The sequence below is a fragment of the Paenibacillus sp. JNUCC32 genome (genome assembly GCF_014863545.1).
GTDB lineage: Bacteria > Bacillota > Bacilli > Paenibacillales > Paenibacillaceae > Paenibacillus_AQ > Paenibacillus_AQ lautus_A.
Window position 1 is genome coordinate 4758121 of sequence record NZ_CP062260.1, and the last position, 16291, is coordinate 4774411.

Genomic DNA, 16291 nt, shown 5'->3' on the forward strand with positions numbered 1-16291 from the left:
TTAAACCTCCTGTTTCCTGATAGGATCGCATCTCTTATTCTTTGACAGAACCCAGCGTCATCCCTTTAACGAAAAAACGCTGCAAAAAAGGATAAACCAGCAGGATGGGCGCCGCGCCGATAAAGATCTGTGCGGCATTCACCGTCGTCTGGGACAACAGCTCCATCTCCTTCGGGCTCATGCTCATCGAGCTCATGTCCCGCTGGATAATGACCGTCTGCAGGAAGGTCGCCAGCGGGAAATCCTTGGCATTGTTCAGATACAGCAGCCCGTCAAACCACGAGTTCCAATGGAACACCATGCTGAACAGCGCAATCGTGGCAATCGAGGGCAGCGAGATCGGCAAATAAATCTTAAACAGCGTTTTGAAATGGCCGGCTCCATCGATGAAAGCCGCTTCCTCCAGTTCTTTCGGAATTCCCCTGAAGAAGTTCAGCATCAGGATCACCAAAAAGGTGTTCACGGTGCCGGGGATCACCAGCACCCAGAAGGAGTTGATCAGGCCCAGCTTCTGAATCACGATATAGAACGGCACCAGGCCTCCATTGAACACCATGCTGAACACAAACAGCCAGGAATAAACACTGCGGCTGCGGAAGACGCGGTTCTCTTTGGACAGCGGATATGCGGCCAGAAACGTCACGGCAAGCGTCAAAGCCGTTCCCAGTACGGTACGTGCAATCGAGATCCAGATCGAGTGTAGAAATGCCGGGTTATTGATCGTTTTCTTGTAAGCTTCCAGCGAAAAATCGACCGGCCATAATCCCACCAGACTGGCGTCGGCAGCGGCTTTGGAGCTGAACGAAATCGCCAGCACATGAAGCAGCGGAATGATGCAGAGAATGGCCAGCGCGACAAGCAAGCAGGTATTAAACACGTTAAATATGCGGTATTCCATCGTTTTATGGTACATGGCTCTCCCTCTTTCGCTCTGCTAGAATATACGGTAGCCCGCCCACTTGTAGGCCAGCCGATAGGATACGAGAATAAGGACCATGCTGATCACGGATTTGAACAAGCCGATAGCCGTTCCGAACCCCATCTCGCCATTCAGGATCGCTGTCCGGTATACAAAGGTATCGATGATATCGCCTTTCTCGTATACCAGCGGATTGTACAGGTTGAAGATTTGGTCAAACCCGGCATTCAGGATGTTGCCGAGCGCCAAGGTCCCGACAACGATCGTGATGGGAATCATGGAAGGGATCGTGATATGAAGCGTTTGTTTCAGGCGTCCCGCTCCATCGATTTCCGCGGCTTCGTACAGGGTCGGGCTAACGCCGGCCAGCGCAGCCAGGAATACAATCGTATTGTAGCCAAACTCCTTCCAAACGTCGGATACGATCACCGTGAACCGGAACCAGTTATTGTCTCCGAGAAAAAAGATCGGATCGATGCCGACAGCGGCCAGAATTCGATTAACAAAGCCGTCGACGGCGAGCATTTCGATCAAAATTCCGCCCAGGATGACCCAGGACAAAAAGTGGGGCAAATACACCATCGTTTGGATGCTCCGCTGAAGCGCCGTTTTTCGGATTTCATTCAGCAGAATGGCAAACACGAACGGAATCAGCAGATTGAACACGATTTTCATCACCGCGATGACAAAGGTGTTCCATATGACCTGCATGCTGTCCTGCCTTTCAAACAAGTATCGGAAATTGTCCAAGCCCACCCATGCGGAGCCGCCAACGCCCTCCCACGGCTTATAGTCCTGAAAAGCCATAATGATGCCGCCCATCGGCAAATAACTGAACAAGAACAGACAGATAAGGGCCGGCAGCAGCATGACGTGGAAAGGCCACGTTTTTTTCATCCTCTTCATCCAAGATCCTCCCGTTAAATCAATCTACCTCTTGATTATAGGACCCGTCCCACGGGGCGCAGTAGCCCACAAAACCAATATTCATGGCACGATAGCAATCAATTTGCAGCGTCTCTCATGGAACAAAAAAGACGGCCTAGGCAGGCCGCCCTTCATTACTCGGTAACCACAACTACTTCACGCTTTGATACCATTCGTTAACCTCTTTGGTGATCTGTTCCCCGCCTCCGGCTTTCCACGTTTCCACAAACGTATCAAACGATTCAACGGGCTGTTTGCCGTAAATGATCTCGTTCAGGGTTTGGTTCTCGATCTTCAGGAGATAATCCCACTTCGATTTCATGGTGGCGGTTACCGGTCCCGTAAACATGTTCTTCTTGGAGATCTCCTCTTGGGAGAGCAGCACTTCCGCAGCGGCAGGGGTATCCTTGCCATAGTTGACCGCAACGTCCTTTTCGAGGCGGCTCTCCGGCTTCCCGCCTTTCGCCAGCTTCAGCAGCGCTTTCATCTGCTCGTCCGGAATGCGGGCACCGTCGCGGACCAGTAAGTAACGGACGACATTCACGTAACCGCCTTGGATCTGATCGTTGGGCACCATTTCGCCATTGGCATCGAGCTCGAAGTCGTAGCCCTCGAACAGCCCGTTGGCAAATTCGCCGCCTTCCTTGGATACGGCAAAGTTATCGAACAAGTAGTTTTGATACGTGAAGAAGGCCTCAGGATGCTCCATATCTATATGGATCAGGGTAACGCCGTTCGTATACTGCGTTCCATGGCGCATCGCAATGCCGCCAGGGCCAGCCGGAATCTGGACAGGCTTCCAGACGGCTTCCGGCGCATTCTTCACGGTATCGATCAGCGGCCAGCCGCTCATCCAGTAAGGCCCCGGAATGATGCCGGCCGTTCCGGCTACAGCCGGCTCCGCCGTTTTGTTCTCATCCCACAATGCGGCTTCCTTCGGAATGTATCCTTTATTCATCCACTCGTTCAGCTTCACCAAGCCTTGCTTCATGCCCGCATGGACCGAGCCGTATTCCAGGCTTCCGTCCTCAGCCACGTTCCACTGCTGCGGCAGCGTTCCGTAAGCGCCGAATATCCATGACGGATCGCCCATCCAGGTGCTCATGGACGTTTTGAAGCCGATGCTCAGCGGCGTGACTTTATCCGGAGCAAGACCGGACGGGTTCTGATTCTTGAAAGCATCCATCACCTGCTCAAGCTCATCCATCGTTTTCGGTGCGCTCATCCCCAGCTTGTCCAGCCAATCCTGCCGGATCCATAATACATAGTCGTGATTATAGGCAAAATCCAGAACCGGAAGCCCCATTCGCTTACCGTCCCGGCTGTACTGATTCCACACGTTGGGATCCAGATTCATCGCGTTCTTCCACGTTTCCGATGCATACTGGTCAAACAGCGTGCCGACCTCGGCAAACATGCCGGAATCGATCAAATCCTGGGCCAGCTGCTGATTTTCGGTGCCGAGCGTGACGATATCCGGCATTTCCTGTCCGGAGGACATGGCCAGCCGCAGCTTGGTTGCAAAAGCGCCGTTGGTATCCGTAATGGACCACAACGATTTGATGTTGATGCCAAACTTCTCCTTGGCCCACTTCGTAGCCACGTTGTTCTCGATCGTTTCCCCATTCTTGAATTGAAGCGTCGGATCGACGCCCCACACCGTCGTAATCGTAACTTCCGGATCGTATTTCTCTTTGTAGACGTTTTCAGTTTTGGATTCGGCCGGCTGCTGCGCCGCTTCCGGTTTCGGCTCGCCGCCGGAGCATCCGGCCAAGGATCCGGCCAGGAGCAAGGACGCGGCCAGGATCGGGAACCATTTCTTTCTTCTAGCGGTCATCGTTAAATCCCCCTTCTACCACCTTATGGATTACATGTTTAATTATAGAGGGGCCGGCAGCCGCATCCTATGTCACGAATCGAAGATTTCTGCACCTTTAGCAACATCCTTGGTCTCTGTATTCGTTCGGGGTCATTCCGTAGTGCTTCCGGAACATCTTGCTGAAATACTGCGGATTCTGGTATCCGAGCTCAGCGGTAATTTCATAAATCTTCTTGTTCGTATGCTTCAGCAGATATAACGCCCGCTCCATTCGCTTGCGGATGATATAATCGCCGAGTCCCTCTCCGGTTTCGCTCTTATAAATCTTGGATAAATATACCGGATGCAGAAATACCCGGTCCGCAATCGTCTTGACGGACAGGTCGTGACCCGAATCGGCAGTCACCATCTCCTGGACCTGCTTGATGATATGGCTCTTGCTCGTTGTCTCCTGTTCGGACGAGATATCATGAAGTTTATTCAGCATATCAATCGACCAGGAGCGCAGCTTGGCAGCCGACTGAACCACCTGCTGAATATATAAGGGGTCCCAGCCGGCCTGGTCCAGCTGATGAATGTAATGCCCCTGCTTGTGAGCAAGATACATGTAGGCATTCGCAACCGATAAAAATATTTCATACAACGCCGTCTGCCCGATGAATGCGGTTTCAACTTCTGCAAAAACTTGTTCTATTTTGTCCCGGGCGGCATCCCACTGCCTTGTTTCCAGCAGATGCAGCAGGCTGGGCGGCTTTGCAAACGCCTGGGTAACGTCCCATACAGGCTCATGCAGCCGGTCATCATGGTCTTCCGCGAATCGGATAGCTTCATGATCTCCGTTTCCCCAGAGGTAAAGCGAGCTTAGTCCCGACCGATAAACGGATCCCAGTTCCCCCGGAAAATCAAAGGAGTCTGACACGAAAACCGAAATGCTTCCCTTTAAATAGCTGCCCACATCCTGTTGAAACTGGGTTATATACCGTTTCAATTCGCGGGAATCCGCGAATGTTTCCATATCTCCAGCGTTCGGCACTCTCTTGGGCTGAGCCAATAGAATCAAACCATGATGCGGCGTTTTACAGGACCACACATGGAGCAGCTCGGCAAATACCTCCTCGGCAATGTTGCCGATGGCATATTCCATCAGTCCCACCGAATAGTCGTCCATTCCCGTAAACCTCTGCCCTAGCTGGATCAGCAGCATGATCGTCCGCTGGTCTGTTCGGAGCGGAATTTCATATTCATGAAGCTTGTGATCAAGCGAATGACGCGGCATCTCGCGTCCCAGCAAGAGATCATGCATGAGGCTGTTTCGCAGAATGCCGAGATCCGATTTGCGGCTGTACATCAGCTGATGGTAGTGCCCAAGCTCCTTTCGCTCCTCCTGGATCGACGCCAAGGCGGAGCTCACGCTCCGCATGAATTCACCATCGTCCACCGGCTTCAAAATGTAATCGGATGCCTGCAGCCGAATCGCCTGCTTGGCATATTCAAAATCCGAATAACCCGTAAGTAAAATGCAGCGGATATGCGTCCAACGCTCGGTTATGGTCTCCATCAGCTCCAGGCCGGTCATCACCGGCATCCGAACATCCGTAACCACCACATCGATGTCCTGCTCCTCCAGCAGGTCGATCGCCTCCAGGGCGGAAGAAGCCTGATACACTTCTTCAATATCCAGCTCACGCCATGGTATCGTCTGATATAAGCTTTCCGTAACATAACTCTCGTCATCAACCAATAAGATATTCATCGACTCTTTGCCCCCTGCCCTGACTTTGATTGATTCTTCCCAAGCGTTCCGGCAATGGCCAGTAGAGTACAGCCCGTACGCCGCCTTGCGGAGATGCCGCAAACCGCAGGCCGGCTTCTTCGCCATAACGCAGCCGCATGCGCTGGTGAACATTCCAGACGCCGCAGCCCATCTCCTGATCCATCGGCCTGTTCAGCCGGGCCTCCAGCTCGGCCAGCTTCTCCCCGTTCATGCCGATTCCGTTATCATCCACTTGAATGCAGGCCAGACCGTTCACAATCCGGAAGGTTACCCTGATTTCACCGTCGCCCGAGTGAGGCTCAATGCCATGCAGCACGGCATTCTCCACCAAGGGCTGAATGACCAGCGGCGGGATCTCCATGCCTTCAGCTTCCTCCGTCAAATCAAGATGATATTGGAGACGCCTCATCCGCATCTGCTGGATTTCCAGATAATGCGTAACGAACTCCACTTCGTCCGACAAGGGAACCAGTTCCCGTTCCTGACGCGTGGTATAGCGGAAATACCGGGACAAGCTGTGCGACATCGCCACGACGGCTTCGTATTTCCGAAGCTTCGCCATGCTGGTAATAAACGAAAAGCAATTATAGAAGAAATGGGGATTGATCTGGGACTGCAGCTGCTTCAGCTTCGCTTCCCTGACATGGATCTTCTCCATGTATACATGCTCGAACAGCTCCTGAATCTGCTCCACCATCGAGTTGAATCTCGTGGCCAGAAAACTGAACTCGTTACGGCCCGCTACCTTCATCCTCACCCCGTAATCCCCGGCTTGGAGCCTTCGGAACACATAAACCAGCTGCTTGATCGGAACCTGAACCTGGGAGTACAGCAGATATGCGGCGAGGCAGCTCATCAGGAGCAATGCTGCGATCGAAATATAAAAGAGCCTGTTCGACGTATGGATCGGCTTCATAATGTCCGATAGCGGAATATAGTCTATCAAATACCATCCGGTCGTTTCCGATAACACGATGCTGACCGAATAGGTTTTGCCGTCCACTTCCTTCACGCGATTCTCCACGTCTTTGAGCGGCTCCCGATCCAGCTCCGCCATCATATGGTTAATCAGTTCCTGGTCCGCGGTACGATTGTAGATAACGCCCGAATCGGGTTTATAGTAGAACGGATCGCTCCTTCCGTCGCTCTTAAAGCGGTCCAGCATATCCTGGATGTTGGTGCTGTCGAATTCAACCTTGATCACGGTATTCGACTTGCCCGTATGATGCTGGGTGGAATACGGTGCCACCGAATACCAGACAAACAGGAAACGCCGGTCGCTCCCCTCGTAATAAGGAGTGACCTGCCACCCCGGCTTCACGTCCTCCGCGAGCTCCTCGGGCGAATAAAACCCGGCATCGCTTTCGGTGACCACCCGCCCGAGGGATGGGGAATAAATGGCCAGATGGCTCCGCCAGTTCGAAGAGCTCTCCTGTATGCTCAGCTTCGTCTGAATTTGCTTCACCAGATTAATCGCGTCCAGGTTCAGATACTTATCCTCCAAATATATATCCCGAAAGCTTGAGATGTCCGGGTCATGCAGGAGCAAATTCGGCCATGATGCCAAAATATCGATATTGGTATTCACCTGATTCTGAAAAAAAACAAGCTGGTTCGTATTCGATTGGCTGAGCTCCTTGCTGAGCACGTTCGTCGTGGTTTGGTTCGAATAGAAATAGAGGCCGACAATCGGAATCAACATCAGAAAAATGAACAGGACGATTTTTCGGAACAGATTAAATTTGGACATACATCGGCAGCCCCTTGGTTTATGTAGTGTGGGAAGTCATTTATAGCGAAATATGTTTATTATATCGGAGTTCGCCCTGTGCCGTGTAGGGCATAAAAGCAAGATTTCGGGCACTTTCGAAGGGATTGTTACGACATGGACGTTTGCGCAGCCCCCAAAGAGCGCATCCAACAAAAAAACAGGATCACGGCCTCAAAGAGACCGGGGTCCTGTTACATTTTTATTATGAAATATATGCCTTACATGCGTCCATCGATCAATGGCCTGACGGTTGTTCCTCTCCCGCCTCCGGTTCAGGGGGCGCATTGCGGAAGGCGGCCACGATCAACATACAGATCACCGCCATCACGGCCATCACCACGAACAGGGAATTAAGGCTTCCCTCCAGTATTCCGCTCAACAGGCTGCCTGACCCTTCCGGCAGTTCGGCCATTCCATGCGGGGAGAGCAATTTGTTAATGTCGTCGCTCGTAATGCCGGCCGCATCCGGCTCAGCGGCAAGCCTGCCCGCGATTCCCGCATTGACCCATAATCCGAACACCGCTACGCCCACGGTCTGACCGAACGTCCGGATGAAGGAGTTCAGCGCCGTGGAAGCTCCGCGAACCTCATAGCCGACCGAGGATTGCGCAATGATCTGAAACAAGGTGGAGATATAACCGAAGCCGACGCCATAAATGAACGTAAAGACCAGCAGCACGCCCAGCGCCGTATCCTTATGCATGAACGCCAATCCCACCGCTCCGATGATTAGAAGCACGACGCCGATCAGCGCCGTTTTCCGGGAGCCGGATTTAACGATCAGTCGACCGCTGATGATCGAGCCGATCAGCCATCCGATCGACATCGGGGCCAGCGTCAGACCCGACAAGGTGGCGTTGCCGCCACGAACGCCTTGAATCCACAGCGGCAAATACGTGGTCAACCCGATGATAAGCGCACTTACCAGAATATTGGCTATCGTCGATACCGTAATATCCCGGATCTTGAACAGATGGAGCGGCAGCATCGGCTCCTTCACCCTGTTCTCCACCACCAGGAACGCAGCGAGCAGCACCACGGAACCGATCATCAGACCGAGCATGAACGGAGAATTCCAGGAATAGCTCTCCCCGCCGCCGACCGCGAGCGCAAACAGCAGCGCGGTCATTCCCACGGTAAACAGGGCCGCCCCCCCGTAATCGATCGATACTTCCCGGGCGTTCCGCTCCTCTTTGAAATAACGGAAAATCAGCCCTATCGATAACAGCCCGAACGGAACATTAAAAACAAAGATCCAGTGCCAGGACAAGTAATCCACGAAATACCCGCCAAGCAGCGGTCCGATCAGCGATGAAATTCCCCAAACGGAGCTGATCATCCCTTGAATCTTCCCTCGTTCCTCCAGATTGTAAATGTCTCCGACAATCGTGAAGGTCACCGGTATAACCGCACCGGCTCCGATCCCTTGGATTGCCCTGAAAATGATCAGCTGCGTCATGTTCTGCGACAGCCCGCACAGCAATGAGCCTACGAGAAAGATCAGCGAGCCGTATAAAAATACGGGCTTGCGTCCATATAAATCGCTTATTTTACCGAAAATCGGCGTCGTAACGGCCATCGTCAGCAGATAGGCCGTAAAAATCCAGCTCATCAGGCTTACGCTGCCGAAGCTGCTGATAATGGCCGGACCCGCCGGACCGACAACCGTTCCTTCGATCGCAGCCATAAAGGTGGATAACAGAATACCGACCAGGATATAACTGCGTTTGTCTTGTCTTAATACACCCACGTTCCTTCGTCCCCTTTACTCTAGACGGCCCCGGCATGACTCCTGTCCCTGCCGATCCTATTAGGACAAAACCGGGGCCAACAGCATAAAAGCGCCTCCCGATACCAGGAGCGCTTTCACATCATGTAACATTTCTATTATAAAGGTTACCGCGAAGGTTGCACAGACATTTTCCCGTTCCGCAGATGAATAAAGGAAGTGGCATGCCGCTTCATGAGTTCGGGATCGTGCGTGATCATCAGGACGGCCGAGCCTTCCCCGATGACATAACGGCAGAGCTCGGTTACTTTATCGATGGCGGCATAGTCCATTCCCGAGGTCGGCTCGTCCAGGATATACAGCGGTCTTTCCAGCATCAATTGGCTGATGATGCTTAAGAGACGCTTCTCGCCCTGACTAAGCAAATAAGGAGACATTTGAAGACGATCCGTAAGTCCCGCCATCTCTAACAGAAACCTCGCCCGCTGCTGCTGGCCGGCCGTCAGCTCCGGACGCTTCTTCACGGACATCCCGCCATGGAGGCTGTAGATCAGCTCCTCCCAAACATTCGGGGCCGTAAACATATATTCCGGCTGCTGGAACACGTAGCCGATCAACTCGGCCCTGCGGTAGACGGCCATTCCCTTCGTATCTTCCCCTTGCCAGCGTATGCTGCCTGCCGGAGACGGCAGCAGGCCCATGATCAGGCGGCTGAGCGTCGTTTTGCCCGATCCGTTCTCCCCCGTCAGCAGCACCCAGTCGCCGGGATCAATCTTCGCATCGATGTCGCGCAGCGCCTCCCGGCCGCCGGGATACGCAAACGTCAGCGAATCGATCTGGAGCAGCGGGGAGACGGCAGACAGCCTGGCGCCTTCTGCACGGGATTCCGCCGCAGGTAAGGAGCCTGCAGGAACTGGCTTGCCCGCATGGGATACCGCCGCAGGCGCGGAACCTGCGGGGACCGGCAATTCCGCATGGCGCACTGCCGGATGCTGGGGAGTTGTTGCCGGGACAGGCTTGTCCCCGGCGGCGGCACTCGCTGCCTCGCCTGCGGGCCGAGGCAGCAAGCCCAGCTGCACCAGCTGCTCCCCGCAGCGGTGCAGCAGCTCCTCCGGCGGCCCGTCCTGCACGACGGTGCCGCCGTCCAAGACGATGACGCGCCCCGCGGCGCGCGCGACATCGTCAAAGCGGCCGGACGCGGTGATCAGCGTCCGGCCCTCCACCTGCAGCTTATGGCACAGCTGCAGGAAATTCGCCTGCGCCGCGGCATCCAGGCTGGCGCAGGCGTCGTCGAAGACGAAGAGCCGCGGGCGCAGTGCCAGCACCGCGGCCAAGGCCGTGCGCTGCCGCTGTCCCCCGGACAGGCTGCGCACCGGATCGGTCCGCCGGTGAAGCAGCCCGACCGCCGCAAGGGACTGCACCACCCGCTCCTCGATTTCCGCGGGCGGAACCCGCATATTTTCAGGGCCGAAGGCTGCTTCGTCCTCTACGATCCCCTGAACGAGCTGGGCATCCGGATCCTGAAACAGCACCCCGACCGCATCCGCTACGTCGGCTATCGGCGCCGCTGCAGGATCCATGCCGTCCAGCAGCACTTCCCCCGTTCTTGCGCCTCCGCCGCTCCGCGGAAGAAGGCCGCATAACAGCTGGCACAGCGTCGACTTCCCGCTGCCGCTGGCACCAAGAATCGCGACCCAATCGTTCTCCGCTATGTCCAGATTCATATCGTGGATAACCGGACGTTCCTCTCCGTCATAGAGGAATCCCAGTCCCCGGCATGACACCCTTGTTCCCGACATCGGGCTATCCCTTAACGGAGACGGCGAAACGGCGAAGCAGGCCCGTCTTCACTAACGCCTCTCCCAAAACCTTGGTTAACAGGCCGCAGAGGAGTACGCCGCTCAGAATACGCACCGCCAGCGCAATGCCAAGCACTTCGATCGGCCAGGACGTATACCCGAACATGTTGGCCGCGAACAGGAACCAGAGCGGTACCATCGCCCCGCCAACCAGCATTAGAGCGCTTGCGCTCCACTTTTTGTATCGGTAGATCGCGAAAATCGTCTCCGCCACGATCATGTAGCAGCCCGCGGCCACAAAACACGAAGCAATGCCGTATACCGTACCGGTCAGAGCCTGAATCGTGCCGCCGATCGCAAACGTGACAACCGCCGTTCCCGGTTTACGTATGATGTAGTAAGCCAAGAGTCCATAAACCATGTAGATTCCCGTCGTCGTCGAAGTGGCGATGGGTCCGCCCAGACTGTTCAACAGCTTGTTAACCGGCCCTATGTATACGGTGAGAACGGCATTAACGGCAGCAAGCATCGCCATCAGGATAATCTCCTGCGTCGTAAAAGCAAACCATTTTTTCTGTGATGATGAATTCAAAGGTAGTCCTCCTTCATACCAGCCGCCGTCGGCGGCTGTGCTAGCGTTCGTCAACGCTTCTTTTCATATTTTGCACACTTCCGCTCTTAACGTCAACCCATTTTTTGTTGATTCAGGTTAACAATTCAGGCAATCCACCAGACGAAAACCGTTGCCAGTACATACATAACTGCCGATGCGACCGCCCATGAAGGAATGTTAACCTCCGTGCGATAGGTTCGGTCCGGGTATGCGCCAAATCCTTTGGATTCCATTGCGCCCGCCGTTTGCTGAACACGACGCAGCGCATTAAGCAGGACAGCCGAAACAAACTTCAATCCGTAGCCGATGCGGCTTCCGAGTCCCTTGGGCGGTCGATGGCCCCTTACCTGCTGGGCAGCCAGAATATGGGCACCCTCCTCCTCCAACAGCGGAATGAAGGTCAGCGCAGCGGATACGCCAAACGCAAACCGGTAAGGGATTCGAAGACGCCTGGTCAGCTCGGCAACCAGTTCTCTTGGATCCGTCGTCAAGATATACGCCATCGAGGTCAGAAACAACGTAAACATCCGGAGCGACATGGCACCCGCGGCGTTCAGAGCCTCAACCGTCAGGGCGATGGGCCCCCACTGCAGCCATACGGTGTCCCCTTGGACCGTCAAGCTGGTCAGAATGAAGTAGGGTACTGCAACGATTGCAATGAGCCGGATCCCTCCCAGCAGACGCTTGCAAGACACCCGGCCGGCGAATCGGGCTTGGCCGATGCATAACAGGAGAAACAACGCCTGCTGCCAGGCTTGGTCGAGCAGCATGGCGATTACCGCTGTACAGAACAGGATCACCAGCTTGCTTAAAGGATCATATCGATGAAGAAGCGTGCCGCCCTTCTCATATTGAATCAGCATATTCCACCAACTGCCTCTCTTATAGCGTGTTCCAATCTTTTCTCAATCGCGAAAAAACGACGGCATCGACATAACCGCCGGACGTATGGCGATAATCGCGAAGCACTCCTTCGCGCATATAACCGTGCTTCGCGAACCATCGGCATGCACGCTCATTTCTTGAATCGACGAAAGCCTCGATTCGGTTTAGTCCCATGGACGCGTACCCGAAAGCCGCAACCAGCTCGGCCGCCTCGGTCATATAGCCCTTCCCCCAATAACGGCTTGCCAGCTCACACCCAAACTCGCCCTTGAACGCGCCCTCCAGCTGCCAAATATTAAATCCGCAGCTACCGATCAATTGGCCTGTTTCGGTGATCTCGATGCCCCAGCGAATGGCTTCGTCCTGCTCGGCAAGCCGTTGCAGCCACTCAATCAGCGCCTTTGCGTCCTCGGCTGAATCCATTACGGGCATATCCAGAAAGGCCGTTACGGCGGGATCGGACCAGCAGCCCAGCATCGCTTCCGCATCCTCCCTCTCCATCCTTCGCAGCCGGATCCGCCGACCCTTCATTTCCGGAACGATCCCTTCGCATCTGTACATGGTATTCCACCCTCTCGCAAAAAACTGACTTGCATCGGCTGTTTCCGGTGATACTATGTGCGTGTATAAAAGAGTATAGCGAAAATCAATCCGTATCCTGGTCCCCCATCAACATCTTAGAGCTGGATGTATATATATTGATGGATTCGGGAGGCTTCCGTCAATATGCTTGTCACGGCTCCCTTGTACAGTGCGGAATAAGGAGGAAGTCATCTGAGTATGTATATCGCGATTGTCTTGCTGTTCACCGTCGTTGTCATTGCCGCTGCCATTACGCAAATCGGATATCTGCAGATTACGCGGATGCGCGTAAAGAATGACCTCAAGCTGTTCACGGTGCTGGAAAAAGCCGGACTGTACAGCAGAGAGAAATATGAATCGCTTCAAAAGAACGAAGTGGCGATCAAGAGCTTTGACGGGTTGAAGCTGTGCGGCGCAGCCATTCTAAACAATCCCGGCTCCAAGCACTGGATGCTTCTTGCCCACGGCTATACCGGTTCGCGAGCCGTATCCACCCAATTCATTGATTTGTTTACGGAAGAGGGGTACAACGTGCTCCTGATCGATCAGCGCCGGCATGGACGAAGCGAAGGACGCTATACCACCTACGGTTATTATGAGAAACACGACGTGCAAGCGTGGGTGCGCTGGATTACCCGCAAATACGGCGAGGATGTGGCGATCGGGCTTCATGGACAATCGCTGGGAGGCGGAACCGTGCTGGAGTATTTATCCATCGCTGATCCGCAGGTCAAGCTTGTCATCGCGGATTGCCCGTATTCCGATTTGACGGATTTAATGCGGCATCAGCTCACGCGCATCAACAAAATCCCTTCCGTGCCGTTCCTGTCCTGGGTGAACGCCAGAATTCGGCGTAAAGCCGGGTTCAGCCTCGATCAGGTCAGCCCGATCCGTGCTGTTCGGAACAGCACGCTTCCGGTTATGTTCATCCATGGCACCAAGGATAATTACGTGCCTACCCGAATGAGCATCGAGATGTACGAAGCCAAACCAGACCCGAAAAAACTTCTTCTTATCGAAGGCGCTATCCATGCGAACGCTTATCATGTGGATCCCGAGCAATATCGGGAAGGCGTGCACTCTTTCCTTCGTGAACATATAGATCAACCCGTCCAGGCACCGCTGCCGGAAGCTGCCCGTGCAGCGCAGCCGGAAGCAGCGCCAGCCCAAAGCACCTTCCAACTGGAGCTGGACGGATCCCTTGAGACAGTATAGGACGGCGGCTCAAAAAGCCCCCGCACTGCACGCTGGATCTGCGTGAGTCGGGGGCTTTTTTCAATTGTTATGCTGTTATCTGCCCTACGCCATGGAATCGGCCTTTTTCGGGTTCACCGGTTTAAGCACTTCATCGCAAAGCTCCTTAAGCCTGATCTGGATTTCCTTGAACTCCTCGATCCCGGCTCCCGTGAGGCTGTACCCCTCACCGTGCGCCGTTAGGAAGTTCTCCTCGGTCAAGCGTTCGAGTTCATGCTTAACCTCCCGGTCGCCGACCTTATATCCATGACGCTCCAGCTCGGGCTGCATCTCGCTGATCGTAAGGTCCCGCTCATGGGCGTGATAGAGCATATGAATACCGATAAACAAATTTTGAACGTCTGCGCGCATTCGATCTTCTCTCCCTCCACCTGATTGAATTGATACCTGGTCATGTCATACATTACCCCTGCGACATGGTCAGGAATCAGCCGGATTCGCCGGAGCCTTTCTTCCCATGGCTTGTCCCTTGACGAATATCATATACTTATACTAAGGTGAATGAATCAACGCAAATGAAGGAAGGGCGGATATCCAATGTTTCAAAACACACCCTATGAAGGCACTAGGAGCGAGCAATACGCCCAGGTCCTGAATCAGTTGAAAGCACTTATCCACGACGAGCCGAATGCCATTGCCAACTTGTCCAATGCATCTGCGCTGCTCAATCAGTTCCTGTCCGATACGAATTGGGTCGGCTTCTATCTTTATGATGGCAAAGAGCTGGTGCTCGGGCCATTCCAAGGACTGCCCGCTTGCATCCGGATTCCGATGAATCGCGGAGTTTGCGGAACCGCTGCGGCTAAACAGCAGACACTGCTTGTAGCCGATGTACATGAGTTCCCGGGGCACATTGCCTGCGATGCGGCTTCGAACAGCGAGATTGTGGTGCCCATGATGGTGGATGGCGCATTATATGGCGTTCTGGATATCGACAGTCCGCTCAAGAACCGTTTCGATCAAGAGGATCAAGCCTTTTTGGAGGAATTCGTCCATATATTGGAAGGCCAGCTCACATTATAATTCAGGATGATTTGACGTATTCTTCCGTACACTAACCAAGGATTGAAACCACAATTCTTAGGAGGAATACACAACCATGTATCCAATGAATAACAACAACTCGCAAATTTCGCAGCAAATTCGTCAGTGCGAGCAAATTCTTCAGCAGCTGACCCAGCAAACGCAGCAGGGCTCGGCTATGTACCAGCAGCTGATGCAGCAAGAGCAGCAAAATGCGGCCCGACTCGAGGAACTCGCTCAGCGTGAGCGTCAAGCGGCGCAGATGATCCAAACGGCCCTTCAAGGCCATCAACAGGCGATGCAGCAGTATCAGCAAATCTCCCAGATCGTTAAACAAGTGGAGTATTCCGTACAAGCCCACAACCAAACACAGCATATTCAGCCTTCATACGGCCAACAAGGTTTTCCTAACACACATCAGGGCCAAGGCTTCCAATAAGCATGCTAAAAGGGGTAACCCGCAGGTTCCTAGAATCTGCGGGTTACCCCCTCTATTGCTTTATTCCTTCTCTTCGTTTACGCTGAATTCGATCTCGGCTTGTATCTTATAGCGCTTTGGCTCTTCCCCGTTCGAACCGCTCTGACTCGCGCCCTGCGACATGGAATCAATCACGAAATCCGCGGATCCGTAGACGACGTAGCGCCCGCCCGGAAAACCATCCTTCAGCGAGCGGATGAAATCTTTGAATGTCTTGTCGTCCCTGCTGTCGTATCCACCGCCGATTTTGTAATATTCGCGCAGCGGCTCGCCCTTTTTCAGCTTGGTTGTAATATAGGGCTCGTTCATGGCATAACTGATGTTGTAGTCTCTTGTGAGCTCTTTCATCGGGAAATAAAAAGCGGAGGCCGCATGGCCGATCGTAATCTCATCCTCTTCGCCGATATACTCCAGCTCCCCGTATACTTGAACTTGATCTCCCTGTTCATACTCTTCTTTCTCGCTAACGAGTCGATACACGAAGTCCCCGTCGGTAATTTCCGCCTGATTTCCCCTGGCAGCTTTATTCAATGAAGGTCCAGTCGGATCTGCCCCCTGCATCTCCTGCTTCGCGCAGCCCGTTAACATCAACATCAAGATAAACCCCATATAAAGGTATCTTCTCATCTTTTTTGTTCACCTCAACCTCCAGACGGATGGATTGGGAGCAATGTTGCATAGAAATGCAAAAAAGCCGCATCCAAAACTCCTCAGATTT

Annotated in this window: 15 protein-coding genes; 3 read left to right on the top strand and 12 right to left on the bottom strand. The window is 53.8% G+C overall.

Going from position 1 to position 16291, the window contains the following annotated elements; genetic code table 11:
• Nucleotides 1-34: 34 nt before the first annotated feature.
• From JNUCC32_RS21115 to JNUCC32_RS21160, 10 genes are all read right to left on the bottom strand, one after another.
• On the bottom strand, nucleotides 35-913 hold the full coding sequence (locus tag JNUCC32_RS21115; RefSeq protein ID WP_009594891.1) for a carbohydrate ABC transporter permease: 879 nt from the start codon (nucleotides 911-913) through the stop codon (nucleotides 35-37).
• A 21-nt stretch (nucleotides 914-934) separates the two neighbouring features.
• Complete coding sequence (locus JNUCC32_RS21120) at nucleotides 935-1825, bottom strand: ABC transporter permease (protein WP_036664449.1); 891 nt, start codon at nucleotides 1823-1825, stop codon at nucleotides 935-937.
• Between the two features lie 172 nt (nucleotides 1826-1997).
• Nucleotides 1998-3683: a type 2 periplasmic-binding domain-containing protein gene (locus JNUCC32_RS21125; RefSeq protein WP_192569746.1), complete on the bottom strand. Its 1686-nt coding sequence runs from the start codon at nucleotides 3681-3683 to the stop codon at nucleotides 1998-2000.
• A gap of 97 nt (nucleotides 3684-3780) precedes the next feature.
• Entirely contained in the window at nucleotides 3781-5418 is a 1638-nt protein-coding gene (locus JNUCC32_RS21130; RefSeq protein WP_192569747.1) for a response regulator, read from the bottom strand.
• Nucleotides 5399-7189, bottom strand: a complete 1791-nt coding sequence (locus JNUCC32_RS21135) for a sensor histidine kinase (RefSeq protein ID WP_192569748.1) — start codon at nucleotides 7187-7189, stop codon at nucleotides 5399-5401. The genes JNUCC32_RS21130 and JNUCC32_RS21135 overlap by 20 nt, the downstream gene beginning before the upstream one ends.
• A 256-nt stretch (nucleotides 7190-7445) precedes the next feature.
• Nucleotides 7446-8960 carry an MDR family MFS transporter gene (locus JNUCC32_RS21140; protein WP_192569749.1) on the bottom strand — a complete coding sequence of 505 codons (1515 nt, stop codon included), beginning with the start codon at nucleotides 8958-8960 and terminating at the stop codon, nucleotides 7446-7448.
• A 146-nt stretch (nucleotides 8961-9106) separates the two neighbouring features.
• Nucleotides 9107-10738 (bottom strand): ABC transporter ATP-binding protein, encoded by a 1632-nt coding sequence (locus tag JNUCC32_RS21145; RefSeq protein WP_192569750.1) that lies wholly within the window; start codon nucleotides 10736-10738, stop codon nucleotides 9107-9109.
• A gap of 4 nt (nucleotides 10739-10742) precedes the next feature.
• Nucleotides 10743-11330 (bottom strand): ECF transporter S component, encoded by a 588-nt coding sequence (locus JNUCC32_RS21150; RefSeq protein ID WP_192569751.1) that lies wholly within the window; start codon nucleotides 11328-11330, stop codon nucleotides 10743-10745.
• Nucleotides 11331-11455: 125 nt separating this feature from the next.
• The gene (locus tag JNUCC32_RS21155) at nucleotides 11456-12214 is read right to left on the bottom strand and encodes an energy-coupling factor transporter transmembrane component T family protein (RefSeq protein WP_096777029.1); all 759 of its coding nucleotides are present in this window, start codon (nucleotides 12212-12214) and stop codon (nucleotides 11456-11458) included.
• Nucleotides 12215-12233: 19 nt separating this feature from the next.
• Nucleotides 12234-12797: a GNAT family N-acetyltransferase gene (locus JNUCC32_RS21160; protein ID WP_192569752.1), complete on the bottom strand. Its 564-nt coding sequence runs from the start codon at nucleotides 12795-12797 to the stop codon at nucleotides 12234-12236.
• A gap of 219 nt (nucleotides 12798-13016) precedes the next feature.
• Here JNUCC32_RS21160 and JNUCC32_RS21165 point away from each other — a divergent pair, with 219 nt between their 5' ends.
• Nucleotides 13017-14033 (top strand): alpha/beta hydrolase, encoded by a 1017-nt coding sequence (locus JNUCC32_RS21165; protein WP_192569753.1) that lies wholly within the window; start codon nucleotides 13017-13019, stop codon nucleotides 14031-14033.
• An 84-nt stretch (nucleotides 14034-14117) separates the two neighbouring features.
• Here the strand turns inward: JNUCC32_RS21165 and JNUCC32_RS21170 are convergent, their stop codons facing one another.
• Nucleotides 14118-14423, bottom strand: coding sequence for a hypothetical protein (locus tag JNUCC32_RS21170; RefSeq protein ID WP_009594879.1), 306 nt, complete (start codon nucleotides 14421-14423; stop codon nucleotides 14118-14120).
• A gap of 186 nt (nucleotides 14424-14609) precedes the next feature.
• Between JNUCC32_RS21170 and JNUCC32_RS21175 the strand changes: the two genes are divergently transcribed.
• Both JNUCC32_RS21175 and JNUCC32_RS21180 read left to right on the top strand, forming a co-directional pair.
• A complete protein-coding gene (locus tag JNUCC32_RS21175; protein WP_192569754.1) occupies nucleotides 14610-15095 on the top strand; it encodes a GAF domain-containing protein in 486 nt (161 codons plus the stop codon).
• Between the two features lie 76 nt (nucleotides 15096-15171).
• Nucleotides 15172-15534: a hypothetical protein gene (locus tag JNUCC32_RS21180; RefSeq protein WP_012818992.1), complete on the top strand. Its 363-nt coding sequence runs from the start codon at nucleotides 15172-15174 to the stop codon at nucleotides 15532-15534.
• 60 nt (nucleotides 15535-15594) lie between these two features.
• Here the strand turns inward: JNUCC32_RS21180 and JNUCC32_RS21185 are convergent, their stop codons facing one another.
• Entirely contained in the window at nucleotides 15595-16200 is a 606-nt protein-coding gene (locus JNUCC32_RS21185) for a hypothetical protein (RefSeq protein ID WP_228468797.1), read from the bottom strand.
• Nucleotides 16201-16291: the final 91 nt, after the last annotated feature.